18 protein-coding genes are annotated in these 24,178 nt (G+C 64.0%); 15 read left to right on the top strand and 3 right to left on the bottom strand.

Features of this window, described 5'->3' with window-relative positions:
- Window positions 1-3 precede the first annotated feature (3 nt).
- The 10 genes from HYR72_02030 (at window position 4) to HYR72_01985 (ending at window position 15,312) form a co-directional block, all read left to right on the top strand.
- Entirely contained in the window at window positions 4-3,507 is a 3,504-nt protein-coding gene (locus HYR72_02030; protein MBI1813737.1) for a leucine-rich repeat domain-containing protein, read from the top strand.
- A gap of 284 nt (window positions 3,508-3,791) precedes the next feature.
- Window positions 3,792-4,922, top strand: coding sequence for a ferritin-like domain-containing protein (locus HYR72_02025; GenBank protein ID MBI1813736.1), 1,131 nt, complete (start codon window positions 3,792-3,794; stop codon window positions 4,920-4,922).
- A gap of 13 nt (window positions 4,923-4,935) precedes the next feature.
- On the top strand, window positions 4,936-5,733 hold the full coding sequence (locus HYR72_02020) for a hypothetical protein (GenBank protein MBI1813735.1): 798 nt from the start codon (window positions 4,936-4,938) through the stop codon (window positions 5,731-5,733).
- 20 nt (window positions 5,734-5,753) lie between these two features.
- Window positions 5,754-6,995, top strand: a complete 1,242-nt coding sequence (locus HYR72_02015) for an aspartate ammonia-lyase (GenBank protein ID MBI1813734.1) — start codon at window positions 5,754-5,756, stop codon at window positions 6,993-6,995.
- Window positions 6,996-7,028: 33 nt separating this feature from the next.
- Window positions 7,029-8,513 (top strand): aldehyde dehydrogenase family protein, encoded by a 1,485-nt coding sequence (locus tag HYR72_02010; protein MBI1813733.1) that lies wholly within the window; start codon window positions 7,029-7,031, stop codon window positions 8,511-8,513.
- Window positions 8,514-8,522: 9 nt separating this feature from the next.
- Window positions 8,523-10,061: a DUF4139 domain-containing protein gene (locus HYR72_02005; protein ID MBI1813732.1), complete on the top strand. Its 1,539-nt coding sequence runs from the start codon at window positions 8,523-8,525 to the stop codon at window positions 10,059-10,061.
- Window positions 10,061-10,903, top strand: a complete 843-nt coding sequence (locus HYR72_02000; protein ID MBI1813731.1) for a thioesterase family protein — start codon at window positions 10,061-10,063, stop codon at window positions 10,901-10,903. Before HYR72_02005 ends, HYR72_02000 begins: the two co-directional genes overlap by 1 nt.
- 119 nt (window positions 10,904-11,022) lie before the next feature.
- A complete protein-coding gene (locus tag HYR72_01995; protein MBI1813730.1) occupies window positions 11,023-12,465 on the top strand; it encodes an amidase in 1,443 nt (480 codons plus the stop codon).
- A gap of 19 nt (window positions 12,466-12,484) precedes the next feature.
- The gene (locus tag HYR72_01990) at window positions 12,485-12,823 is read left to right on the top strand and encodes a hypothetical protein (GenBank protein ID MBI1813729.1); all 339 of its coding nucleotides are present in this window, start codon (window positions 12,485-12,487) and stop codon (window positions 12,821-12,823) included.
- Window positions 12,824-12,927: 104 nt separating this feature from the next.
- Window positions 12,928-15,312 carry a PD40 domain-containing protein gene (locus HYR72_01985; GenBank protein MBI1813728.1) on the top strand — a complete coding sequence of 795 codons (2,385 nt, stop codon included), beginning with the start codon at window positions 12,928-12,930 and terminating at the stop codon, window positions 15,310-15,312.
- Window positions 15,313-15,329: 17 nt separating this feature from the next.
- Here the strand turns inward: HYR72_01985 and HYR72_01980 are convergent, their stop codons facing one another.
- The gene (locus HYR72_01980; protein MBI1813727.1) at window positions 15,330-16,016 is read right to left on the bottom strand and encodes a VOC family protein; all 687 of its coding nucleotides are present in this window, start codon (window positions 16,014-16,016) and stop codon (window positions 15,330-15,332) included.
- Window positions 16,016-16,945, bottom strand: coding sequence for an LLM class flavin-dependent oxidoreductase (locus tag HYR72_01975; GenBank protein ID MBI1813726.1), 930 nt, complete (start codon window positions 16,943-16,945; stop codon window positions 16,016-16,018). The genes HYR72_01980 and HYR72_01975 overlap by 1 nt, the downstream gene beginning before the upstream one ends.
- 212 nt (window positions 16,946-17,157) lie before the next feature.
- Between HYR72_01975 and HYR72_01970 the strand changes: the two genes are divergently transcribed.
- The 4 genes from HYR72_01970 to msrB all read left to right on the top strand — a co-directional run bounded on the left by HYR72_01970 (window position 17,158) and on the right by msrB (window position 20,827).
- Window positions 17,158-18,090, top strand: a complete 933-nt coding sequence (locus tag HYR72_01970) for a DMT family transporter (GenBank protein ID MBI1813725.1) — start codon at window positions 17,158-17,160, stop codon at window positions 18,088-18,090.
- A gap of 279 nt (window positions 18,091-18,369) precedes the next feature.
- Window positions 18,370-19,479 carry a patatin-like phospholipase family protein gene (locus HYR72_01965; GenBank protein ID MBI1813724.1) on the top strand — a complete coding sequence of 370 codons (1,110 nt, stop codon included), beginning with the start codon at window positions 18,370-18,372 and terminating at the stop codon, window positions 19,477-19,479.
- 64 nt (window positions 19,480-19,543) lie between these two features.
- Window positions 19,544-20,395 (top strand): MBL fold metallo-hydrolase, encoded by an 852-nt coding sequence (locus HYR72_01960; GenBank protein MBI1813723.1) that lies wholly within the window; start codon window positions 19,544-19,546, stop codon window positions 20,393-20,395.
- Between the two features lie 15 nt (window positions 20,396-20,410).
- Window positions 20,411-20,827: a peptide-methionine (R)-S-oxide reductase MsrB gene (gene msrB, locus HYR72_01955; protein ID MBI1813722.1), complete on the top strand. Its 417-nt coding sequence runs from the start codon at window positions 20,411-20,413 to the stop codon at window positions 20,825-20,827.
- 29 nt (window positions 20,828-20,856) lie between these two features.
- Here msrB and HYR72_01950 read toward each other — a convergent pair whose 3' ends face one another.
- The gene (locus HYR72_01950; protein MBI1813721.1) at window positions 20,857-22,104 is read right to left on the bottom strand and encodes a S1 RNA-binding domain-containing protein; all 1,248 of its coding nucleotides are present in this window, start codon (window positions 22,102-22,104) and stop codon (window positions 20,857-20,859) included.
- A 233-nt stretch (window positions 22,105-22,337) separates the two neighbouring features.
- Here HYR72_01950 and HYR72_01945 point away from each other — a divergent pair.
- A partial coding sequence (locus tag HYR72_01945; GenBank protein MBI1813720.1) for a hypothetical protein occupies window positions 22,338-24,178 on the top strand: 1,841 nt, incomplete at its 3' end.

The raw sequence follows: 24,178 nt of genomic DNA, 5'->3' as shown, positions 1-24,178 counted from the left end.
ACTATGGCACGAGACGAAGCATATCGAAACGCGGAACAGAAGATTGAAGCAGCGCGGCGGACGGGGGCGAAGGAACTCGATCTGGGGCCGTGGGATGCGAACTTGCAGAGACTCACAGAGTTGCCGGAGTCGCTGGGTCAGCTCACGCAGTTGCAGTCGCTGAACGTCTCGCGCAACGAACTGACAGCGGTGCCGGAGTGGCTGGGTCTGCTCACTCAGTTGCGGTCGCTGAACCTCTCCTCCAACCAATTGACGGCGCTGCCGGAGTGGCTGGGCCAGCTCGCGCAGTTGCAGTCGTTGGACCTCTCCGAGAACCAACTGACGGCGCTGCCGGAGTGGCTGGGCCAGCTCGCGCAGTTGCAAATGCTCGACCTCTCCTTCAACCAACTGACGGCGCTGCCGGAGTGGCTGGGCCAGCTCGCGCAGTTGCAGTCGCTGGACCTCGGCAACAACCAACTGACGGCGCTGCCGGAGTGGCTGGGTCAGCTCGCGCAGTTGCAGTTGCTCGACCTCTCCTTCAACCAACTGACGGCGCTGCCGGAGTGGCTGGGCCAGCTCACGCAGTTGCAGTCGCTGAACCTCGCCTGCAACCAACTGACGGCGCTGCCGGAGTGGCTGGGCCAGCTCACCCAGTTGCAGTCGCTAAACCTCGCCCAGAACCAGTTGACGGCGCTGCCGGAGTGGCTGGGCCAGCTCACCCAGTTGAAGGAGTTGGAACTCTGGTCAAACCAACTCCCGGAGCTGCCGGACTTCACATTTGATCTGAAGGAGTTGGTTATCCTCTCACTTTCCGACAACCGTCTCAGGTCATTTCCATCTCGGATTGGCGAACTAAGGCAACTTAGGGAAATCTATGCAGGAGGCAATGAGTTCGAGAGCCTTCCAGATGCAATCGCCAACCTCCGTGAGCTACGCCGCCTTGTTCTCGGCGGTGAAGGACTCGCCAAAGGCTGGACTAGGGAACCTCCGATGGCTGGCAAAGTGGCTGATTTGCCTCTCTGCATTGTTCAACTCATCCATCTCGAAGATCTCAATCTAGACGGGAATCCACTTAATCCCGAACTCGCCGCTGCCTACGAAGAGGGTCTCGACGCTGTCAAACGGTACCTGCGCGCGAAGGCGGAAGCGCAGGTGGCGCTGAACGAGGCCAAGCTGATCCTCATCGGCGAGGGCGAGGTGGGGAAGAGTTGCCTGCTCGGCGCCCTGCGCGGCGATCCGTGGGAAGAGGGCCGCCCGACCACGCACGGGATCGAAATCAAGCCAGTGAAGGTGACCGCTCCCGGCAGCGGCACCGAGATCACGCTGAACGGCTGGGATTTCGGCGGGCAGCGGGTGTATCGACCCACGCACCAGTTGTTCTTCAGCGCCCCTGCCGTCTATCTGGTGGTGTGGAAGCCGCGCGAAGGTCCGCAGCAGGGTTTCGTGAAGGAGTGGATCAAGCTGGTGAAGCACCGCGAGCCGGAGGCGAAAATCATCGTCGTCGCCACGCACGGCGGTCCAAAGGAGCGTCAGCCCGACATCGATCGGCAGGAAATCTGGGACCTGTTCGGCAAGGAGACGGTGCTCGACTTCTTCTTCGTCGAAAGCAGGCCGCGCAGCTATGATGAGAAAAGAAAGAGGTGGGTCGGGGAACGTACTGGCATCAATGATTTGAAGGACGCCATCGCCCGCGTCGCCGCCAGCCTGCCCGAAGTGGGCCGCTCGGTTCCGAAGCGGTGGGAAGAGATCCGCACCGCGCTGAAGGAAAATGTAGCAGCCTATCTGCCGCTGGAGACAGTCCTCAAGCTTTGCACGGACCGCAAGATGGACGAGGAAGAGGCGAAGGATTTTATCCGTGTCTCGCATCGGCTGGGCCACCTGATCCATTACGCGCACGACCCGGCTTTGCGGGACATTGTCGTCCTCAAGCCGGACTGGCTCTCGACCGCCATGAGCTATGTGCTCGACGACAAGCAGACCCGCGACAGCCACGGTTTGGTGGAGTTCGCTCGCCTGGGCGAGGTGTGGAACGATCCAGCGCGGCCGGCTGAATCGCGTTACGACGCCAGCCTGCATCCGCTCTTCCTGCGATTGATGGAGCGGTTTGACCTCTCTTACAAAGTGGCCGTGCCCGCCGAGCCGGAGGATGCCCTCGGATTCTGGCAGCGGATGGGGAGACTCCTTGGAACTGCAAAGAAGCCACCCGCCGAACTCCATTACACCAGCCTGATCGCGCAGCTGGTCCCGGACCTCCGTCCGTCGGAACCGGAACTCGCCGCGGTGTGGCCTGCCAATCTTCCCGACGGCGACGGTCAGCAAGTGCAAATCTGCCGGATTGTGGAGACGAAGAACGGGCAGTCGGCCACTGCGGAGGGGTTATTCTACCAGTTGATCGTCCGGCTGCACAAATTCTCGCTGGGGCGCGTGAACTACAAGGAGAGCGTCCACTGGCAGCGTGGCTTGGTGCTGGATGACGACTACAACGGGCGGGCGTTGCTGGAGCACACCGGCAACGATGTCCGCATCACCGTGCGCGCGGCGTATCCCGAGGCTTTTCTGGCGGTGCTGACGCGCGAAGTGAAATGGTTGGTGGAGAGTTTCTGGGCGGGCTTGCGCTGCGACGTGATGGTGCCGTGCATCGACCCGTGTGGTCAGAAGCTGCCGGGCACTGGCTTGTATGAAGTGCAGAAGTTGATCGAGAGCAAACGGCGCAGGCGGCCGGACTATCCGTGTCCCGTCTGCAACGAGTGGCAGAGCATCGACTGTTTGCTGCGCAACGCGCCGGCGGCGCGGCGTGATCCGGTGACGGAGTTGCTGGAGAACTTCCAATCCATGAAGGCCGAATTAGCCGTCATCCGCCCCCTGTTGCTGTCGCAGCACGGCGCGGTGATGCGGCGGTTCGACACGAACGAAGCGCGTATTCTCAGCCGCGTGGACGACGCCTTCGCGGGCTTGATGCGAGCCTTGGTCGATGAAGCGAAGGAAGGGCCGCGGCTGTTCAGCCTGCAACCGGTTGAGCGCTTAGCATTCAATCCCAACGGCTGGGTGAAAAAGAAATTCCGCGTCACGCTGTGGTGCGAGCACACGCGTTTGCCGCTTCCCTTGCTGAACAAGCACGAGAAGGAAGGCGTGTATGAATTTGACGTGACGCGGGAGTGGTTCGCGAAGGCGGCGCCATTCCTCAAGGTGTTGGCGGGCACACTCAGTCTGGTGCTGCCGGTGGCTGCGTCCGCCACCAAGCTGGCGCTCGACGAAGCCGCTTACAAGGCCCTGGAGAACCAACTCGATTTCGGCAAGGGGTGCGCCGAGGCGATGTTGAGCGCAGGTGAAAAAACGACGGAATGGCTCGCAGAGAAAGATGGGCCGGAGGTAGAACGTACCGGAGTCATCCGCGCCGACGGAGGTGTGTTGCGGGAGTTTCAGGCATGGCTCAAAGAGAAGGACGCAGGCTTCGGGGGATTGGTGCGGGTGCAGAACAAGCGGCAGGAGTTCCTCTGGGTCCATCCGCAGTTTGCGAACGAGTATTGAGCGCGAGCAACGCGAACCGGTTCTGAAAGGCGATTCCGTAGCCGCAAAGCCGCCGAGACACAGAGGCGAGAGGGGTTGGTCCGATCGCTCGACTCGAACACCCGAGTGCCACTGGAACACCTTTCAGAGAAATGGACTCTCTTCAAGGAATGCTCGCCTTGCGCCTTCGCGTCCTTGCGACTTTGCGTTGAAATATTTTCGGACTGGGGATGATAGTTCCCGTGCGGTTGACCAGAACCGGCACTGACGATAGCGTGCCCGCCCAGGCCAGCAGGAGGTTGTTGATGGTCGACCAGATTACGTACGATCCGATCTACAACACGGTGGCGCCGGATGACTTCCCCGCCATGCTCGAGGTCGACCGCTACGGCGATCGCACCGGCGCGTTCGACAGCATCATCGCTGCCACCCACGATCACTTCTGGGACCCGACCGATCCGGTCTACGTAAATTTCGAGCAGCCCTTCGACCTGAGTGCCGACACTATCCTGCCAAAGGAGATGGTGCCCGAGCTGAACTCTGCCGTCGCCGATCGCTTGGACGCGCAGCAGCGTATCGAGCTGGCGAACGAAAGCACGCGCTGGGTGCTGTCGTCGATTCTCCACGGTGAGCAAGGCGCGCTGTCGCTCTCGGCCAGCTTGTGTCAGTTGCTGCGCGATCCGGGCGCGCAGGAGTACGCCGCCAATCAAGTGCGTGAAGAAGCGCGCCACGTTACCGCCTACGCCGCCTATATGAAGGCGCGCTGGGGTGCTCCGTTGCCAGCCGGCCACACGCTGAAGGTGTTGCTCAACGAGATGGTGACGGCGCCCGAGGTCTACAAGAAGCTGGTCGGCATGCAGATGCTGGTCGAAGGTTTGGCGATGGGCGCCTTTGCCACGCTGCATTCGCGCGCCAAGGACCCGCTGCTGGTCAAGCTGACGCAGTTGGTGATGACCGACGAGGCGTTCCATCACAAGTTCGGCAAGATCTGGGCTGACCGCACGATTCCAAAACTCACCGAAGAAGAGCACCAGCGCGTCGAAGACTGGGCCGCGCAATGCTTCCAGACGCTGCTGTTCAACCTGATCAACGCCGAACAGAAGCAGATCATCTACGCGCGCTTCGATCTCGACTGGCAATGGGTGCGCGCCGCCGTCATGGAGGCGTTCACCGACGACGATCGGCGTCGCCTGATGAAGCAGAGCAACAACATCTTCCGCGTGCTGATCAAGACGTTGCTCAAAGCCGGCATCATCACCGAGCGCACGCGCGGCCTCTACGCGATGTGGGTCGACATGGACGAGTTGGCCGGCGAGAGCGACGAGATGGTCGGCGATCCGATCGCGATGGCTGGCATCGAGTACCTGCGCGACATCAATCGCAATCGCAAACGCATTGGTCGCGCGCTCAACGGCGAGGCCGCGTCGGCGGCGTGATCGCCGCATCGCCATGCCGTCTCCCGCCGAGCTGATCGACCTCGCCCGCTATCCGATTCTCGATCTCGCGACGCAAGCTGCGCGCACGCTGACCGCTGCCTGTCGCCGGCAACTCGACGGTACCGGCGCCTGCGAGCTGCCCGGCTTCCTCACCGCGGCGGCGACCGCGGAACTCGTGCACGAGGCGGAAACTCTCGCCGCGCTCGCTCATCACAGCAACGGCGTTGGGACCGCGTATCTAGAGATCCCGGACTTTACGTTGCCGAACGATCATCCGCGCCGCGTCATCGGCAACTCCGCCGTCGGCGTCATTGCCTACGATCAATTCCCCGCGCACTCGCTGCTGCGTCAGCTCTACGAGTGGGAGCCGCTGATGCAATTCATCGGCGCGGCGCTGGCGCGGCATCCGCTGTATCGCTACGCCGACCCGCTTGGGGCGCTCAACGTGGCGGTCATGGGCGAGGGCGAGGAACTATTCTGGCACTTCGATCAGACCGACTTCGTGACTTCCATCGCCCTGCGCGACGGTGACGAAGGCGGCGACTTCGAATACGTTCCGCTTATTCGCAGCGTCGGCGAAGAGAACTACCCGCGTGTGCAGCGGCTGCTTGCGGGTGAGCGCGATGACATCGTGCACGTGCCGATGTGTCCGGGCACGCTGCTGCTGTTTGAAGGCCGCCATTCGATTCACCGCGTCACGCCAATCCGCGGCCAGACGACGCGATTGGTGGCGCTGCTCGCCTACGACACCAAGCCCGGCACGCGCAGCACCGAGCTGTTGCAGTTGGCGCGCTACGGCCGCGCAGCGTAGCGCGGAGGCGTGGCGCAGCCGTGGCGAGTGCGACCCGCATCGAACGTGACCTCATCGGCGAGTTGGCCCTCCCCGCCGACGCGCTCTTCGGAATTCACTCGCAGCGCGCGCTTCTCAATTGCAGCTTCTCGCAACACCGCCTGAGCGACTATCCGGTTTACGTGCGCTCGTTGGCGCAGGTGAAACGAGCGGCGGCCCGCGCCAATCGCACGGCGGGCGTGCTCGACGAGCGCCTCGCCAACGCCATCGAAGCAGCGTGCGAAACGCTGATCGCCGGCCGCTATCTCGATCAGTTTCCGGTCGATCTGCTCGCCGGCGGCGGTGGCATCGCGGTGAACATGAACGTGAACGAAGTGATCGCGAACCTTGCCAACGAAGCGTTGGGTGGACGCCGTGGCGTCTACGATCCGGTGCATCCGAAGCAGCATGTCAACGCGTCGCAGTCGACCGCCGATGTCTGCCACACGGCGACGCGCTTGGCGTTGCTCGATCAGTGGGTGGGATTGCAGCGCGCCTTGGATGCGTGCGGCGTCGCGCTGCGGGCCAAGGCCACCGAGTTCGCGCCGGTCATGACCTTGTCGCGCACCTGCTTACAAGACGGACTGGCGGTCTCGATGGGGGAACTCTTCGGTGGTTACGCTGCGTTGCTCGGGCGGCGCACGACCGAACTCGCCCGCACTGTCGAGGCGTTGCGCCAGGTCAATCTCGGCGGCACGGTGATCGGCTCGGGCGACGGCGCTCCGGATGCGTATCGAGCGGCGGTTCTTCCGGCATTGAACGACATCACCGGTCAGCAACTCACGGCGCGTGAGAATCTCTACGATGCGGCGCAGAACATCGACGATCTCGCCTCGGTCTCGACGCAACTTGCGTTGCTCGCGGACAGCATGATGAAGATCGCCCAGGATCTGCGCCTGCTATCGTCGGGCCCCGACGGTGGCTTCGGCGAGTTGCGGCTGCCGGCGGTGCAGGAGGGTTCGTCGTTCTTCGCGGCGAAAATCAATCCGGTCGTGCCGGAGACGATGCTGCAATGCGGCTTCCAAGTGCTCGCTTGCGATCGCGCGGTGCAGCTCGCGCTCGAACGCGGCGAGTTGCATCTCAACGTGTTCGAGGGTGTTGCCGCGGTGAACCTGTTCGATGCGTTCGCGATGCTGACCAACGGCGTGACGTTGTTTGCGGAGCGCTGCGTGAGTGGCATTCGCGTGAACGAGGAACGTTGCCGTGCTCTGGCAGCGTTCGGAAAATCCACAATTCAACGCTGAGGCGCAGGGACGGAGAGGCGGAGAGAATCCCAAATGGAACCCGCACGACTCGACTGGGCCCGTGAATGGTTGCGCACGCCAAAGCGCGGGTTCATTGACGGCGTGTGGCGTGATGGCGGCGGCGGCTCCGTCGCGACGATCAATCCCACGACCGGCGAATTGCTCGGCACGCTGCAGTGCGCGAATGCCTCAGCGGTCGACGCCGGCGTGGCGGCGGCGCGGCGAGCGTTTGCGAGTGGTCCGTGGGGCGCGCTGGCACGGCGCGAGCGGGCGCGCGTGCTGCGCGCCATCGGCGAGGTCGCACGTACGCATCGCGCCGAACTGGCCACGTTGATCGCGCTTGAAAACGGCAAGCTGTACCGCGAGGCGTACGACGACGACATGCCCGACACCGGCGATGTGTTCGACTACTACGCTGGCTGGACCGACAAGGTTTACGGCGAGAGTTGTCCTGTCGACGGCGACTTCATCAATTACACCGCGCGCGTGCCGGTCGGTGTGTGCGCCCTGATCGTGCCGTGGAATTTTCCGCTGTTGTTAGCGGCGTGGAAGCTGGCGCCGGCGCTGGCGATGGGCAACACCGTGATCATCAAGCCGTCGCCGTCGACCTCGTACTCGCTGATTCGTTTCATCGAGTTGGTTCACGAACAGGTCGATGTCCCAGCGGGTGTGATCAATCTCGTGCTTGGCGGCGGCGAGGTCGGCGAGCAGCTCAGCGCGCATCCGCAGGTGGACAAGATCTCCTTCACCGGCAGCACCGCGGTTGGCCGCCGCATCCTGCACAACGCGGCCGACTCGAACTTGAAGACGGTGACGCTCGAACTCGGCGGCAAGTCGCCCAACATTGTCTTCGATGATGTCCCTGATTTCGACTTCGCGGCCGAGCGATCGTTCCAGTTGATGTTCGCACAGAAGGGCGAGAAGTGTTCCGAGCCGACGCGGTTTCTGATCCAGCGCGGTATCTACGACCGCTTCGTCGAGCGCCTGGTGGCGATGGCGGAGCGCGTGGTGTGCGGCGATCCCTTCGATACGCGTAGCGAGCAAGGCCCGCAGTGTACGCAGGAGCAGATGGAGAAATGCCTGCGTTACATCGCCATCGGCAAGGCCGAAGGCGCGCAACTGCTTGCCGGGGGTGGGCGCGACGTGCGCGGCAGCAATGCCGCCGGTTACTTCGTGCGGCCGACGATCTTCGCCGGCACCAACGCGATGCAGATCGCACGCGATGAGATCTTCGGGCCGGTGCTGGTGGTGATCCCGTTCGCCGAAGAAGCCGAAGCGGTGCGGATGGCCAACGACACGCCGTACGGGCTCGCCGCCGGTGTGTGGTCGCGCGATCTCTCGCGCGCGCATCGAGTGGCCAATCAGCTCGACGCCGGCATGGTGTTCATCAACCGCTACGGCTGCTACGACTTCGCCAGCCCGTTCGGCGGCCTCAAGCAGAGCGGCTGGGGCAAAGAGATGGCCGCCCATTCGCTCGCCGCGTACACAAAACTGAAATCGATCTGGGTGAAGGTGTAAGGAGTTGCCATGCAAGTTCGTGTCTCGCACGCGCTAGCGTTGGTTGCGCTCGTGGTTGGGATTGCCGCCGCCGACGAGCCCGCCGGATCGACTGCGTTGACGATCTACAGCAGCGCTGCACCCGGGGCTATTCCTCCGGAACTCTATCGGCCCGCGCCGCAAGGCGGCGAGTATCGCGCGCCGTACGTCGGGCAGATTCCGGGCTATGCCGTCGTCAAGCAGGAGCGCGCGCTCACGCTCGACAAGGGGCACAGCAGCATCCGCTTCAGCGATGTCGCGGCGCAGATCGATCCGACTACCGTGTCGTTCGAGTCGCTCACTGATCCCACCGGCACGCATGTGCTGGAGCAGAACTACCAGTTCGATCTCGTCAGCACCGAGAAGCTGCTGCAGCGCTACCTCGATCGCACGATCACCGTCGAGCAAACCGTCGGCAACGCGATCACGACAGCGACCGGCACGCTGCTGAGCACGTCGGGGGGCGTGGTGCTCAAAGACGCCAACGGCGCGGTGCAGATCGTTAACGGCTACTCCAACGTCCGCTTGCCCGAGCTGCCCGGCGGATTGATCACTAAGCCGACGTTGGTGTGGGACATCGACACCGACAAGCCCGGGGCCCATCGCGCTCGCGTCAGCTACCAGACCGGCGGCATGACGTGGTGGGCCGACTACAACCTCGTCTTTGCTGAGGGCAAGGACGCCAACAGCGGCGTGCTCGACGTTGGCGCGTGGGTCAGCATCATCAATCAATCGGGCGCGAGCTATCCCGATGCCAAGCTCAAGCTGATTGCCGGCGACGTGCACCGCGCGCCGATGCGCGCGGCCGCCGGTGGGCGAGCTGACATGTTTCTCGCCAAGGACGCACGAACCGCACCCGGCTTCGAAGAGAAGGCCTTCTTCGAGTATCACCTCTACACTCTCGGGCGCTCGACCACGCTTCCGGACAACTCGACCAAGCAACTCGAATTATTCCCGAGCGCGCGCGATGTGCCGTGCGACAAGGTGCTGGTGTACTACGGTTTGAGCGAAGGGTATCGCGGCTTCTTCGGCAGCCCGGTCACTGACCGCAATCTCGGCGCCGAGTCCAACAAGAAAGTCGACATCTACCTCCGCTTCAAAAACGCGAAGAACCACGGCATGGGCATGCCGCTGCCGTCGGGCCGCGTGCGCGTCAGCAAACTCGACCCGGCCGATCAGACGCTCGAGTTCATCGGCGAAGACACCATCGATCACACGCCCAAAGACGAGCCGGTGCTGATCAAGCTCGGCAGCGCGTTCGACGTGGTGGGCGAGCGCAAGCAGATCGATTTCAAGATCGACACCGCGCGCAATTCGATGGAAGAGACCATCGAGATCACGCTGCGCAATCACAAGGACGAGCCGGTCACTGTGCTGGTGAAGGAGAACCTCTACCGCTGGACGAACTGGACGATCGCGCAGAAGAGCCAAGACTTCGAGAAGGTCGACGCGCGCACGATTCAATTTCCAGTGCCGTTGAAGAAGGACGGCGGCGCCACGGTGCGTTACACCGTGCGCTACACGTGGTGATGGCCGAATCCCGCCCGACGCCGCTGACGCGCTTGCTGCGACGGCTCGCCGTCGAACAACTCGATCGCGACTTGTTTCTCGGCTCGTCGGGACGTGGCGAAGGCGCGCTTTTCGGCGGGCTGGTCGCGGCGCAATCCGCCGTGGCGGCCGCACGTACGGTCGCCGATCGGCAGTTGCACTCGTTGCACGGCTACTTCCTGCGCCCCGGCAAACACAACGTACCGATTCGTTTCATCGTCGATCGCATTCGCGACGGCCGCACGTTCGCGACGCGGAGCGTCGTCGCGCATCAAGCCGGCGAAGCGATCTTCCATCTGTCGGCGAGTTTCACCAAACCAGAAGACGGCATCGCCCATCAGGACTCGCTCCCGCCCGCGGCGCCCGAGCCGGAAACGCTGCCGGACTGGGAGGACGTGCGCGCCACGTTGCTCGGCGATCCGACCAAGCGTCGGCCCGACGGCCCGATCGAAGTGCGCGTGTGCGATCCCGATAGCCCCGACCCGAACGTGAAGCTGGCGCCGCGCCGGCGCGTGTGGCTGCGTCCGCGTGGCCCGGTACCCGACGATCCGCTAGTGCACACCGCGCTGCTGATATTCGCCAGCGATCGTACGTTGCTGCGCACCGCCGCGCGTCCGCACGGGTTGACGTGGCGGTTGCGCACCGGAGCGAGTCTCGATCACGCCGTCTGGTTCCATCATCCGCCCCGCTTCGACGACTGGATTCTGTTCGCTACCGAGAGCCCGGTGGCGCACGCCGCGCGCGCGTTGCTGCTTGGCGCCATGTACGATCGCAACGGCACGCGCGTGGTGTCGGTCGCGCAGGAAGGATTGCTGCGAAGGTGATGGACACAGGCAAGATGCCTGTGCCACCGATGGTTGTCGGTGATCTTCCCAATCATGTGGTGGCACCGGCTTCCAGCCGGTGTTCCGTCTCTATCGATTGCGGTGTATAGCCCGCACCCATGAGTGACGAACACGCTACTCTCGATGCGACCGCGCAAGCCGACTTGATTCGGCGCGGTGACGTGAAGCCGATCGAACTGGTCGATGTAGCCATCGCGCGCATCGAGCGGATCAATCCGAAACTCAACGCGGTGATCACGACGATGTTCGATCGAGCGCGCACGCAGGCCCAGTCGGCCGCGTTGCCAGCCGGACCGTTTCGTGGCGTACCGTTCTTGCTGAAGGATCTCGGCGCGCACTCGGCCGGTGATCCGTATCACGTCGGCATGCGCTGCTTGCGCGACATTGGCTGGGTGGAACCGCACGACACGCACCTGGCGGCAAAGTTCCGCGCGGCGGGTTTCATCTTTCTCGGCAAGACCAACACGCCCGAGCTGGGGCTGCTGCCGACCACCGAGCCGCAATCGTACGGCCGGACGCGCAATCCGTGGGATGTGTCGCGCTCGTCGGGCGGTTCGAGCGGCGGCGCCGCGGCGGCGGTCGCTGCCGGTATGGTCGCGGTGGCGCATGCGACCGATGGCGGCGGCTCGATCCGCATTCCTGCGAGCCATTGTGGGTTGGTCGGACTGAAACCGTCGCGTGGACGCAACTCGCTCGGTCCCGACGCCGGTGAACGCTGGGGCGGCTGCTCGGTCGAGAACTCGGTCACGCATTCGGTGCGCGATACCGCGGCCATCCTCGACGCCGTGCACGGGCCGATGCCTGGCGATCCGTACTCCGCGCCGCCGCCCGCTCGTGCGTTCGCGGCTGAGGTTGGTGCCGATCCCGGCCGTCTGCGCATCGGACTGCTGACGCGGGCACCCAACGGCGTGCTGGTGCACCGCGACTGCGTCGCCGCGGCCGAAGGCGCGGCGCGTCTGCTGGCGTCGCTCGGCCATACAGTGGAAGACTCGTCGCCCGCCGCGTTGATGGACGTGGAGATCCTGCGCGCGTTCGGCACCATGTTGTCGGCGGCGGCGGCGCGCGCGCTCGATTTGTGGAGCGAGAAGACCGGCCGCACAATCGGCCGCGACGGCGTGGAGCCGATGACCTGGGCGTTTGCCGAGCTAGGCCGGCAGGTGTCGGCGCGCGACTACCTGCGGGCGGTCCAGTCGGCGCAAGCGCAATCCCGCCGCATCGCGAGTTGGTGGGCGAGCGGCCTTGATCTTCTACTCACGCCGACGACGGCCGAGCCCGCGCCGCCGCTCGGCAGCTTCGCCTCACCGCCCGACAATCCGCTCGCCGGTTTGATGCGGGCGGGCGCGTTCAGCACCTTCACCTCCGCGTTCAACATGACCGGCCAGCCGGCGATCTCGCTGCCGCTGCACTGGACCGACGCGGGCCTGCCGATCGGCGTGCAATTGGTCGCGGCGTATGCGCGCGAGGATCTGCTCATCCGCGTCGCGGCGCAGCTCGAACAGGCGCAGCCGTGGCGCGCGCGGCGTCCATCAATCCATGCGTGAACGGGGAAAGGAACCGCCCATGGCCAACGAGTCGTTGCCGATCGCCTGCGATCTGAACGCCTTCACGGGTGATGAACGAGTCTGCTACGAGGCGCTCGCGACCGCGGTGCGCAGCGGCGTACGCGAAGTGCGCGAGCTAGCCGACGGCTTCGCGCTGCGACTGGATTCATCCGCCAGTCAGGCGGCCGCTGAGTTCGTGTTGTTCGAACGACGCTGCTGCCCCTTCTTCCGCATCGCGCTCGAATGGGAACCGGCGGCGGGACCGCTGTGGCTGCGACTGACTGGCGGCGAAGGGGTGAAGGAGTTCGTGGCGGCGCGAGTGCGCGACGTCAATCCTTCCGCGCAATGCCGCTGCTGATCCGCGCGATCAGCGACGTTGACAAAGGCGCCACGTTGATCCACAAGCGACGTCACGATGGTGGCGTGTAAAGTACACTGTCCAGTTGTGCATCACGATCCTGCATGCATTGCACCGATCACGTGATGCTCCACATCTGGCAGCGAGTCGCGGCGGTGGTGGGCGGCCTTGTCCTCGGCGCGCTGGCAACCCCGTGTGCGGCGCAGTACTGCGCCTTCGTTACCAATAGTGCGGACGCCACAGCGGTCATCGATACTGGTGAAGACCAGATTGCGGCCCACATTAGGCAAGGCGCGCTCACGACTGGAGATCTAACGCCAGATGGTCGATTCCTCTATGCCGCGAAGCTGTATGAAAGTACGATCGTGGTGATCGACGCGCGCACGTACGACAAGGTCGGGGAAATTGCATTGAGTGGAAATCCCAAGCTCAAGGACATCGCGGTCAGCCCGGACGGCCGATTTGCCTATGTCGCCTTTCAGGCAGCATCGGGTCAGGATTATGGGGGAGGAGTCGCCGTGATTGATACGGCGCAGAACAAGATCGCTACGTCTGTTGACGTTGAATATTTTCCGACACGCGTTGCGATTACTCCAGATTCGGCATTCGCATATGTAACCAAGGGCCTGTTTGGTGGCGTTGCCGTCATCGACACGAATTCGAGGGCGGTCGTGCAGCGGATCGCCGTCGGCAGCTATCCTGAAGGCATCGCCATCACTCCGAGCGGTGACCGCGTGTACGTCGCGAACTCGTTGTCGGATTCCGTTTCTGTGATCGATGTCTCGACGGGGTCGATTGCATCGACCATCCCGTTTACTCATGGCAGCGCGCCGACCAATCTGGCCGTGAGCGCTGAGTTGCGGCGTGCCTACGTGGCGCAGTTGAATACGGGCGAACTCTCCGTGATCGACCTCGATACGAACGTGGTTGTTGGGAGCATCTTTCTTGGCGACGGCAGCTATCCAAGGCACGTCGCCATTACCCCGGACGGCCGTCGGGTCTACGTGACGCTGGCGGGCTATTCCGCTGTTGCGGCGATTGATACGGCTACGAACGCGGTGGTCGCCACGACTACGGTTGGAGGACAACCGGGAAAGATACTGATCGGCACAATACCCGGCGGCTGTCCGGTGCAGACTCCGACACCAACCCCATCGCCCGTTCCCAATGCACGCTTGCTGACATCGGGTGGGGACGTCGCAGAGGTCTATGATTTGGACATCAGTGACGACGGCACCGTGGTCGCTTACACTAACCTGGCCGATCTGATCGCAGTGGAAACCGACGGTGAGAATCGTCGGCAACTGAACGATGGCCAGAGATCGGGTCGCGCTTGTGACCACGTTCGCGTAAACGGAGATGGCACTCGCGTCGTGGCAACCTGTACCACCTTTCAGACGGAGCCGGGCAAGGGTGGTGATGCAGAGATGGTGCTGTTTACGCCGGGCGGCCCAATTGCGATCACGAACCCAAGCGCACGGCCCAACTTCGGCCCGGACATCAGTGCTGACGGTCGCACAGTCGTGTTCACATCGACGGCAGACTACGTCGGTACCAATCCTGACCATCATGGTGAGATGTTCCTCTGGCGCGAGAACAAACCGCTGCGGCAGGTGACGAAGGCAGGTCCGAACGATGACGCTGTCTACTCGCCCCAGTTGAGCGCCGACGGTCAGCGGATACTGTTCGAGCGATCAACCTATGTTTATGTACCGGACAATGACAACGGTGCAACGTTCGCCGAAGGGCATCTTTACTTGTTCGACGTTCACAGCGGGAAGACCATCCAGCTCACCTCTGCGGACGCGTATGGATGGCGCCTTAGCCGTGATGGAAAATGGGTGGTGTTCGAGTCGTCGGCCGACCTCGTTGGCACGAACCAAGACGCGCGCGCTCAGCTCTATGCTCAGCAAATCGGCGGGCCCTTGCGACAGTTGACACACAACACCGATCCAAGGGTGTTCATCGGCAGCTACACTCTGAATGCCGACGCATCGCGCATCGCGCTGATGCTTTCTGTCGGCCCGTACGGCGTGGGGCAGATGATCACTCCGACCGGCGTACACCAGCTCCTGGGCGTACCCCGCGATGCGCAAGGGCTGAAATTTGACGCGACGGGCGAGCACCTCGCCTTTGTTGCCTATACTAATATCGTTGGCAGTCCACCCTACTTCTTTCGAAGTCCGCAACTTTACGTTCTCACGCTACCGTCCGACCCGGGGCCATTGATCGCGACAGCCACACCAACCCCAAGCCCAACTCCTACGCGTGCCCCGACGCCGACCCCTGGCCTGTGCTTCGGCGACTGCGATGACAACGGTGCCGTGACCGTCGACGAGTTGGTGAAGGGCGTCCATATCGCGCTCGATGAGACGACGTATGCGGGGTGTCCACGGGCGGACAGCGATGGCAATCGGCACGTGACGATCGATGAACTGATTCTCGCCCTCAATGCTTCTCTCTACGGATGCGTCCGCACCCAGCACTGAGCATTCTTTGCAGCGTATCAGACGCTACGGCTGCTGACCGGCGCGATCAGCAGCGTCGGCACGCCCGATGTGTGGCTGCGCACGGTGGCGACCTCGGTGCCTGACTTCTGGCCCGGGCGGACGTGGCTGACGTCGATGCCCGCTTGCAGCAGCCGATCGCGGCATCCGGCGAGATCCGCCACTTGATACGCGATACCGAAGAAACGGTCGGGGCCGGAACGATCGGGCGGCGGCGGCAAGCTGCTGACAAACTCGAGTGTGATGTCGGCACTGCGGAAGAAGCAGATGCGCAGCGCGCGCGAGGGGAACTCGCGATCGAGCGCGAGCCGCACGCCGAGACGATCGCGCCACAGGGCGATCGCGCGGTCGAGGTCCGGTGTGTTGATGACGACGTGATCGATCGCGTGCACGGCGTTGGCCGAGACCGTGGTGATCGAGGGACTGGTCATCGCTCCAATGCGGACATCGAGGCCGTTGAACGCGTCGACATCGACCGGCCACGTCGGCGTGCTCATCGCGGCCGGCACGAAACGAATCGCGTGAACGCCGGGTGCGCCGACTTCCAGTTCGACCGCACCGCGTTCGAGTTGGAAACGTCGCGTGCCGCCGGCGGTCGTCACCGGTGCACTGCCGAGTAGTAGCGCGTAGTGCGCTGCGGCGCGATCGAGATCGTCGACGCCGATGTGAGCGCTGTCGAGTTGCATCACTGGAACCGCGGCACGATGTCGCGGCCGTAGAGTTCGATCTGGCCGACCAACTCATCGGGCGGAACAATGGGGAACAGGACGAACTTCGTGCAGCCGGCGGCGACATAGGTGCGAATGACGTCGGCACACTCCTCCGGCGTGCCGATTGCGCTGCGCGCGGCCATCGCGTCGGCGGGTGCGCGAAAATTCTGCGCGACCAGTTCGGCCACTTGGCGAGTGCGGTCGCGGTCACGGTTGACGTAGGTGAGCAGTACGACGCCGGCTTCGCCCGGATCGATGGTGCGCCCCAGCGCGGCGCCGTACGCGGTTAGTTTGGTCATGCCCTCGGTGAATTCCGTCGGCGAGATGAACGACGGGAACCAGCCGTCGCCGTACTTTGCCGTGCGCCGCAGCGCTGGGTTACTGCGGCCGCCGATCCAGATGTCGAGCGCGCCGTGGGCAGGGCGTGGCTCAATGGTCACGTCGTCGAAGTGATAGAAGGTTCCGTGGTGGGTGACGTTCGGCGCGCTCCACAACTTGCGCAGCACCTCGACGCCTTCTTCGAGGCGTGCGACGCGCTCCTCGGGCTTGATGCCGCAGGCGATGCAGTCGCGCGGATCGCTGCCCAATCCGACCGCCATGATGATGCGGCGACACCCACCGCTGAGATAGTCGAGCGTGGCGTAGGTGCGCGCGACCTGCACTGGATCGCGGGCGGGCAAGGTCAGCACCGCGGGTCCCATCTTGATGCGCTTGGTGCGGGCGGCGAACAACGCCATCACGCAGGCGATGTCGAGCTGCGGTTGGCGCGACACGATGCGGTCGGAGAGCCAGATCGAGTCGATGCCGAGATCCTCGGCGCGTTCGGCATACGCGCAGATCGTCTCGGGGCTCGGCATGCCGAAGCGCGAGAGCCCAAAGCCGATGCCGATCTTGATACCGCTCATGTTTGTCTCCCGTCGCGCGCCATCATGCGCGCCGCGCAGCGTTGTGGGAAGCGGGGGCAGCAGGTGGGGGCATCGAGGTTGGATTGCGGACGCAGGCTGAAGCCTGCGGCTACGGGGAGCCGCTACATTTGGCGGGCGCACCTTGCGACGGTACGGCGGAGCCGGTAGACCCTCGCGACCATGATCACAGCCGGCGTGAGAAGAGCGTTCGCGTGAATCGAAAGGAAGAACGCTTGGGGCTGCTGTTCGCCGCCCTGTGCGCGCTCAACGGGGCGTTTGTGCCGGCGGTGGCGAAGCTCACCACCGGCCACGCGGCCCCGTTGTTCGTCGCTGCCGTGACGAGCGTCTTCGGCGGTGTGTGTGCGGCGATCGTGTTGGCACTGCGCGGCGAGTTGCGTGGGCTGGTGCGGCCAACGGTGGGGTTGCGATTGGTCGCGATTGGCGCGCTGGGTACCGCGGGCGCGCACTTCCTTTTCTTCCTCGGGGCGAGTCGAGCCAGCGCGATCGACGCGGTGCTGTGTCTGCAAATCGAGCCGGCGTACGCGCTGCTGTTGGCCTGGTTCGCGCTCGGTCATCGGCCGACACCGCGTCGCGTGGTCGCCACCGCCGTATTGCTCACAGGCATTGCGCTCGCGGTTGGTGTACACGGGCTTTCCGGATCGAGTGGCGTGTGGATCTTGCTCGCGACGCCACTGTGCTGGCAGACCTCGCACCTGATCGTGCTGCGCGGGCTGATCGGCGTGCCGCCATCCATCTTGACCGGTGCGCGCTACATCCACGGGGGCGTGATCCTCGCACTCGCGTGGCTGGTGACCGGCGGATTGTCCGCACTACCCGTCGCTTCGATCCTGTTGTCGCAACTGCCGTGGTTGGCGTTGCAAGGCGTCGTGTTGAGTTACGGAGGCACGCTGCTCTGGTATCAAGCCATCACGCGGCTCGATCTCGCGCGAGCGACATCGATCGTGGTGCCGTCGATTCCGTTGCTGTCGTTGGTTGCGAGCTTCGCGCTGCTCGGTGAAGTGCCGACACTGCAACAATGGCTCGGCCTCGCGCTGACCGCTGCCGGTGTCTTTGCGTTCGTGACCGCGTCCGATGCATCCGGCGCGCCCGCCCAGGCGGTGCCGCTAGCGGATGCCGCGGGTTGAGTCCCTTCGCTGTTAAGGTTGCGCCCGCACTCAATGCACCTCGACTCGCCAAGCAATTCGCATGGCGGGTGACCTACCACGGCCGCCGCGGCCTGGCCGAATGTCCCCCGTGTGAAGTTGGCCGACGGGTTGTGGCGTTTGCGTCACGCCCTCGCCGTTTTGCGCGCTCGATCGGGTGCCGTGGCGGATCCGGGAAGCGCGCTGCTCGTGCTCCGATGCCTCTGGAGTGAAGGCATGCAACCTGCAGTGAGAATTCGCAGGTGATGGTGATCGCAACGAATGACCCTCCGTTCGCTCCGGCGCAAGAAGCGCAAAACCGCCTTGGTGCTCAGCGGTGGTGGGATCACGGCGGCGGCGTATGAGATCGGTTGTCTCGCGGCACTGGATCAACGCCTTGGCAGCCAGTTCGCGAACACGTTCTTCGACATCTACATCGGCGTTAGCGCCGGCGCGATCATCGCCGCAATGGTGGCGAGCCAGGTTCCGGCCGGCAAGCTGTATGCGGCGATTGCCGAGGAGCAGCAGTGTCTCCTCAACTTCAAGCGCGGCGACATCTATCGGTTTGACGGCTGGAGTTTCCTCGGCGCCTGCTGGGGGGCGATCCGCGACGTTGTCACGACCTCCTACACGCCGGGGCCGAGCTGGCGCGACTTGTCGTTCTCCGAGTTTCTCTATCGTTTGCAGGAGCAGCTCCCGTCGGGCCTCTTCTCCCTGACCCCGTTGCGCGACTACTTGGCGGAGATTTTCCGCTGCGAAGGCATCGCCGACGACTTCGTCCGCCTCGCCCGCGAGTTCTACGTTCCGGCCATCGACCTCGATCGCGGTCGCCGCGTGGTGTTCGGGAGCGAGGGGTGGCGCCATGTGGCGATCAGCGATGCGGTGCCGGCGTCGTGCGCCGTCCCCGCGTTCTTCCGACCTTATGAGATCAACGGCCGCCACTACATCGATGGTGCGACGGCCGGCAACACGCCGATCGACGTAGCCATCGAGCATGGCGCCGAGTTGGTCGTGGTGGTGAATCCGCTGGTGCCGTTTGACAACGATCCTGAACAGCCGGGCTCGTCGGAGCCATCGCCGAAAGCGGTCACAAGTGTTTCAGAGATGGGAGTGAGCTGCATCGGCGAGCAGTCCAGCCGCATCAGCAGTCGCGAACGATTCGAGGCCGCGCTGGTGCTGTGTCGTCGCGCGCACCCTGATGTCGAGATCGTGGTGTTCGAACCGAGCTGCACCGATTCGCTGATGCTCTTGCGCAGCCCGATGAGCTTTCAACGCCGCCGTCACGTGATGGAGTACGCGCATCAGGTGACGCTCGAGACGATCGATGCGCGTGCCGAGTGGTACCAAGACCGCTTCGACGGTCACGGGCACCCGCGCGCCGCGGCATCGTGAGCCAGTCACGTTCGTGGCCGGCGTGCTATCGCCTCAGCCGCGCTGCGTGCTAAGTATCCGACCCATGCATCGATGGACGATCGGTGATGTGACGATCACCCGCGTGATTGAAAGCGAAGTGCCGATGCCGGGGACGTTCCTCCTGCCGGATGCGACACCCGAACGTGTGCTGCGGCACGCGAGCTGGTTGCGGCCGCGCTTCATCGACGAGACGGGCCGCCTGATCGCATCGGTGCACGCGTTGGTGATCGAGTCGTGCGGCCGACGCATCGTCGTCGACACCTGCATCGGCAACGACAAGCAGCGCACCAATCCGCATTGGACCAATCTCCAGGGGCCGTTTCTGCAAGACATGGCGGCGGCCGGCTTTCCGCGCGAATCGATCGACACGGTGCTTTGCACTCATCTCCACATCGATCACGTCGGGTGGAACACGATGCTGGTCGACGGTCGCTGGCTGCCGACGTTTTCGCGGGCACGTTACCTCTTCGCACGCGCTGAGTGGGAGCACTGGAGGCAGGTCACGGACAATGCCGATGGCGACGTGATCGGCGACTCGGTGCGGCCGATTTTCGATGCCGGCCTCGCCGACCTGGTGGCGTCGGATCATCGTCTCACCGACGAGGTGTGGCTCGAACCGACACCGGGGCACACCCCCGGGCACGTCAGCGTGCGGATCAGCTCACGCGCTGCGGAAGCGGTGATTACCGGCGACTTGATGCATCATCCCGTGCAGTGCGCGGAACCGCAATGGCCGAGCAGCTTCGATGTCGATGCCGACGCCGCGCGCACGACGCGGCGCGCGTTTCTGACCCGCTATGCCGACGGCCCCGTGTTGGTATTCGGCACGCACTTCGCCACGCCGACCGCTGGCCGCATCGTGCGTGATGGTCCGGCGTGGCGCTTTGAAGTCTGACGGAGCGAACGACTGATGGGAGCCAAAGTGAGCAAATCAGAAGACGAGTGGCGCCAGCAGCTCACCCCCGAGCAGTACGCGGTCTGTCGCAAGAAGGGGACAGAGCGTGCCTTCAGCGGCCAGTACTGGGACCATCACGCACGTGGGGTCTACCGCTGCGTGGCGTGCGATGCGCCGCTGTTCAGTTCGGAAACTAAATTCGAGTCCGGCACGGGCTGGCCGAGTTTTTCTGCGCCGCTCGATCCCGGCAACGTCGGCATCGAGAGCGATCGCAGCTTCTTCATGCGGCGTATCGAGGTTCATTGCGCTAATTGCGAGTCTCACCTGGGTCACGTGTTCGACGATGGTCCGGCGCCGACCGGCCAGCGCTACTGTCTGAACTCGGTGAGCTTGAATTTCGATCCGCAAGACGAGCCGAAGGAAAAGAAATAGTTCGAAGCGCGCTGCGTGCGCGCGCAGGTCTATCCCTTCTTCGAAACCGCGAGCAGATCGGCGAACGTGCCGAGGGTCTTGCGCTCATTGGCTTGCGCGACCGCGGCTTGTTCCTCCTGACGCGCTTCGACCTTGCCGGCGTCCTGCTCCTTGCGCGCGTGTTCGACCATCGACAGACTGAGGCGGCGCTTCTCGGGATCGACCGCCATGATGGTCACGTCGATTTCGTCGCCGATGTTGACCACCTGTCGTGGGTGAGCGATGCGGCGATCGAGGGCCATCTTCGAAACGTGCACCAGCCCATCGAGGCCGGGTGCGACTTCGACGAACGCCCCAAAATTCTCCAGGCGACGCACCGTCCCGCGCACCGTGGCTCCGACAGCAAACTGCTCACGCGCCGCGCCCCACGGATCAGCCGCCAGCGCGCGCAGCGAGAGGCCGATCTTCGGTCGCGTGCCGCCATCACCCGGTTCGACCTTGAGGACCTTGACCTCGACGGCTTGGCCGACGGTGAGCACGTCGGACGGATGGCGCGCGCGCCCGTGGCCGAGTTCGCTGATGTGCACCAAGCCTTCGACACCGCCGAGATCGACGAACGCGCCGAAGTCGCGCACGGAAGTCACGGTGCCTTGGACGACCGCGTCGACCTTGAGGCGCTCCCAGGTCGTAATCGCCTGCGCGGCCGCCTCGTCGTCGAGCAGCGCGCGACGCGACACCACGACGTTGCGTCCACCGAATTCGATCTTGATGATGCGGAAGCGCAGCCGCTGGCCGATGTACTGCGCCGCCTGGCCGCGACGGCGATCGATCTGTGATCCCGGGCAGAAGGCGCGCACGGTCCCGATCTGGACATCGAAGCCGCCCTTGTTCTCCCCGGTTACGATGCCTTCGACCGGAATTCCGCCGGCGAGTGCCTGATCAAGTTCGCCCGACACATGACCGCCGCGACCAACGGTGCGTTTGAGCGTGATCTGGCCGGACTGGCCACCATCGTCGGTGACGGTCGCTTCGACTTGATCACCGACGGCGAGCTGCACTTCGCCGCTCTGGGAATCGCGAAACTCATCGAGATTGATGACGGCCTCGCCCTTGCCTCCGATTTCGACGAACGCACTGCTGGCCGAGAGGGCGATCACGTGGCCACGCACGACATCTCCGGCGACGATCTTCTTGCGTCGGGTCTGCTGCGTTTCACTGGCGGCGAGCATCGCGGCGAAGTCTTCTTCACCCGCCGCGCTGCCGGGCTTCGCCGGTTGTGAGTTGTCGGGATCGATCATGATAAACGGCCTCCGAAAAAAATAACGCCTCGAACTATAGCGCGCCTGTCGCGTGAGCGAAACAGCCAGCGCGACAAATCCGTTGGCGATGCTGCCTCTCGATTTTCACCGAAAGATTGTTGACCCGGCGACTCCGCTGGGTGTATGCCCCGCGCGTCGGTGTCATCTTCTCCCCGTCGTGAGCGGCGCGCGGTTACGCGTTGCGAAACGCGGCGGTCGGTAAGGAGGGTCCCATGTGGTCGACTCGTATGCGGCTGAACCTGTTCGCGATGACGTGTCTGCTCGCCGTGGTTGCACTGGTGGCTCCTCCTCCAGCCCACGCGGTGAGCAAAACGTTCACCGGCGCGATGTCCGCGGATTGGTTCAACGGTGGCAACTGGAATCCTGCCGGTGCTCCGGCAATCGGCGACGACGTCATCCTGGCTAGTGGTACGCTCGACCTCAGTGGCGCCAACGCGACCGTTGCCACGTACACGCAAACCGGAGGAACATTTACCGGGAGCGCAAACCTGACGGTGAGCGGCGTGATGACGTGGCAGGCGGGGTTGATCCGGGGGACGGGGAGCGTGAACGCGAACGGGGGGTTGGTGCTGAGCACGACGACGACGATCACGTTGTTCGATACGCGCACGTTGAACAACGCCGGGGTGGCGACGTGGACGGGGCCGGGAACCTTCTCGCTCGGGGGCAACGCGATTTTCAACAATCTGATGGGCGCAACCTTTCAGATCAAGACGGCGGCCGACATGGGGGCGGGGACGTTCAACAACCACGGGATGGTGACCAAGGAGCTCGGCAGCGGCGATGGGATCACGGTGCTCTCGTCGTTCTTCACCGACAGCGGCATGTTGAAGGTGCTCAGCGGCACGCTGCAACTCGCCGGCGACGGGCTCCATCAGGGGACGACCACGGTGATGGCGGGGGCGGGGTTGGCATTCACGGGTGGCGACCACACGGTGAGCGGATCGCTGACGAGTCCCGACACTATCGGGTTCACCGGGGGCACCATCACGTTTACGTCCGGCAGCACGTACAGCGTCGGTACGCAGACCCTGGTGACCAACGCTGCGGTGACGTTTGCGGCGGGCGCCAACGCGACGCTGTCGAACACGTTGAAGATCGAGGGCGGCAGTCTGACGCTGAACACGGGCATGGCGAAGACAGTGACGACGTACATGCAGACCGCGGGGACGCTCACGGGCGCGGACGATCTGACGGTGACGGGCGTGATGACGTGGCAGGCGGGACTGATCCGCGGGACGGGCAACGTCAACGCCAACGGCGGGTTGCTGCTGAGCACGACCTCGACGATCACCTTGTTCGATACGCGCACATTGAACAACGCCGGGGTGGCGACGTGGTCAGGGCCGGGGGCCTTCTCGATCGGTGGCAACGCGATCTTCAACAACGTGATGGGGGCGACCTTCCAAATCAAGACGGCCGCCGACATGGGGGCCGGGACGTTCAACAACCACGGAATGGTGACCAAGGAGCTCGGTAGTGGCGACGGGATCACGGTGCTCTCGTCGTTCTTCACCGACAGCGGCATGTTGAAGGTGCTCAGTGGCACGCTGCAACTCGCAGGCGACGGGCTCCATCAGGGGACGACCACGGTGATGGCGGGGGCGGGGTTGGCGTTCACGGGTGGCGATCACATGGTGAGCGGCTCGCTGACGAGTCCCGACACCATCGGGTTCACCGGGGGCACCATCACGTTCACGTCCGGCAGCACGTACAACGTGGGGGCGCAGACGCTGGTGACCAACGCCGCGGTCACGTTCGCGGCGGGCGCCAACGCGATGCTGTCGAATACGCTGAAGGTCCAGGGCGGCAGTCTGACGCTGAACACGGGCACAGCGAAGATGGTGACGACGTACATGCAGACCGCGGGGACGCTGACCGGGGACGACGACTTGACGGTGACCGGCGTGATGACGTGGCAGGCGGGATTGATCCGCGGGACGGGAAGTGTGAACGCCAACGGCGGGTTGGTGCTGAGCACGACCTCGACGATCACCTTGTTCGATACGCGCACGTTGAACAACGCGGGCGTGGCGACGTGGACGGGGCCGGG

The organism is Deltaproteobacteria bacterium (genome assembly GCA_016178705.1).
Classification (GTDB): domain Bacteria; phylum Desulfobacterota; class Binatia; order HRBIN30; family JACQVA1; genus JACOST01.
Note: the sequence above shows the minus strand (reverse complement) of the source record. Positions and strands in the feature narration are given on the sequence as shown.

What these genes read in the sequence shown, in the direction of transcription:
- HYR72_02030 (MBI1813737.1), top strand. Translation starts at nt 4, where the DNA reads ATGGCACGAGACGAAGCATATCGAAACGCGGAACAGAAGATTGAAGCA.
- HYR72_02025 (MBI1813736.1), top strand. Translation starts at nt 3,792, where the DNA reads ATGGTCGACCAGATTACGTACGATCCGATCTACAACACGGTGGCGCCG.
- HYR72_02020 (MBI1813735.1), top strand. Translation starts at nt 4,936, where the DNA reads ATGCCGTCTCCCGCCGAGCTGATCGACCTCGCCCGCTATCCGATTCTC.
- HYR72_02010 (MBI1813733.1), top strand. Translation starts at nt 7,029, where the DNA reads ATGGAACCCGCACGACTCGACTGGGCCCGTGAATGGTTGCGCACGCCA.
- HYR72_02005 (MBI1813732.1), top strand. Translation starts at nt 8,523, where the DNA reads ATGCAAGTTCGTGTCTCGCACGCGCTAGCGTTGGTTGCGCTCGTGGTT.
- HYR72_02000 (MBI1813731.1), top strand. Translation starts at nt 10,061, where the DNA reads ATGGCCGAATCCCGCCCGACGCCGCTGACGCGCTTGCTGCGACGGCTC.
- HYR72_01995 (MBI1813730.1), top strand. Translation starts at nt 11,023, where the DNA reads ATGAGTGACGAACACGCTACTCTCGATGCGACCGCGCAAGCCGACTTG.
- HYR72_01990 (MBI1813729.1), top strand. Translation starts at nt 12,485, where the DNA reads ATGGCCAACGAGTCGTTGCCGATCGCCTGCGATCTGAACGCCTTCACG.
- HYR72_01985 (MBI1813728.1), top strand. Translation starts at nt 12,928, where the DNA reads ATGCATTGCACCGATCACGTGATGCTCCACATCTGGCAGCGAGTCGCG.
- HYR72_01980 (MBI1813727.1), bottom strand. Translation starts at nt 16,016, where the DNA reads ATGCAACTCGACAGCGCTCACATCGGCGTCGACGATCTCGATCGCGCC.
- HYR72_01975 (MBI1813726.1), bottom strand. Translation starts at nt 16,945, where the DNA reads ATGAGCGGTATCAAGATCGGCATCGGCTTTGGGCTCTCGCGCTTCGGC.
- HYR72_01965 (MBI1813724.1), top strand. Translation starts at nt 18,370, where the DNA reads ATGACCCTCCGTTCGCTCCGGCGCAAGAAGCGCAAAACCGCCTTGGTG.
- HYR72_01960 (MBI1813723.1), top strand. Translation starts at nt 19,544, where the DNA reads ATGCATCGATGGACGATCGGTGATGTGACGATCACCCGCGTGATTGAA.
- msrB (MBI1813722.1), top strand. Translation starts at nt 20,411, where the DNA reads ATGGGAGCCAAAGTGAGCAAATCAGAAGACGAGTGGCGCCAGCAGCTC.
- HYR72_01950 (MBI1813721.1), bottom strand. Translation starts at nt 22,104, where the DNA reads ATGATCGATCCCGACAACTCACAACCGGCGAAGCCCGGCAGCGCGGCG.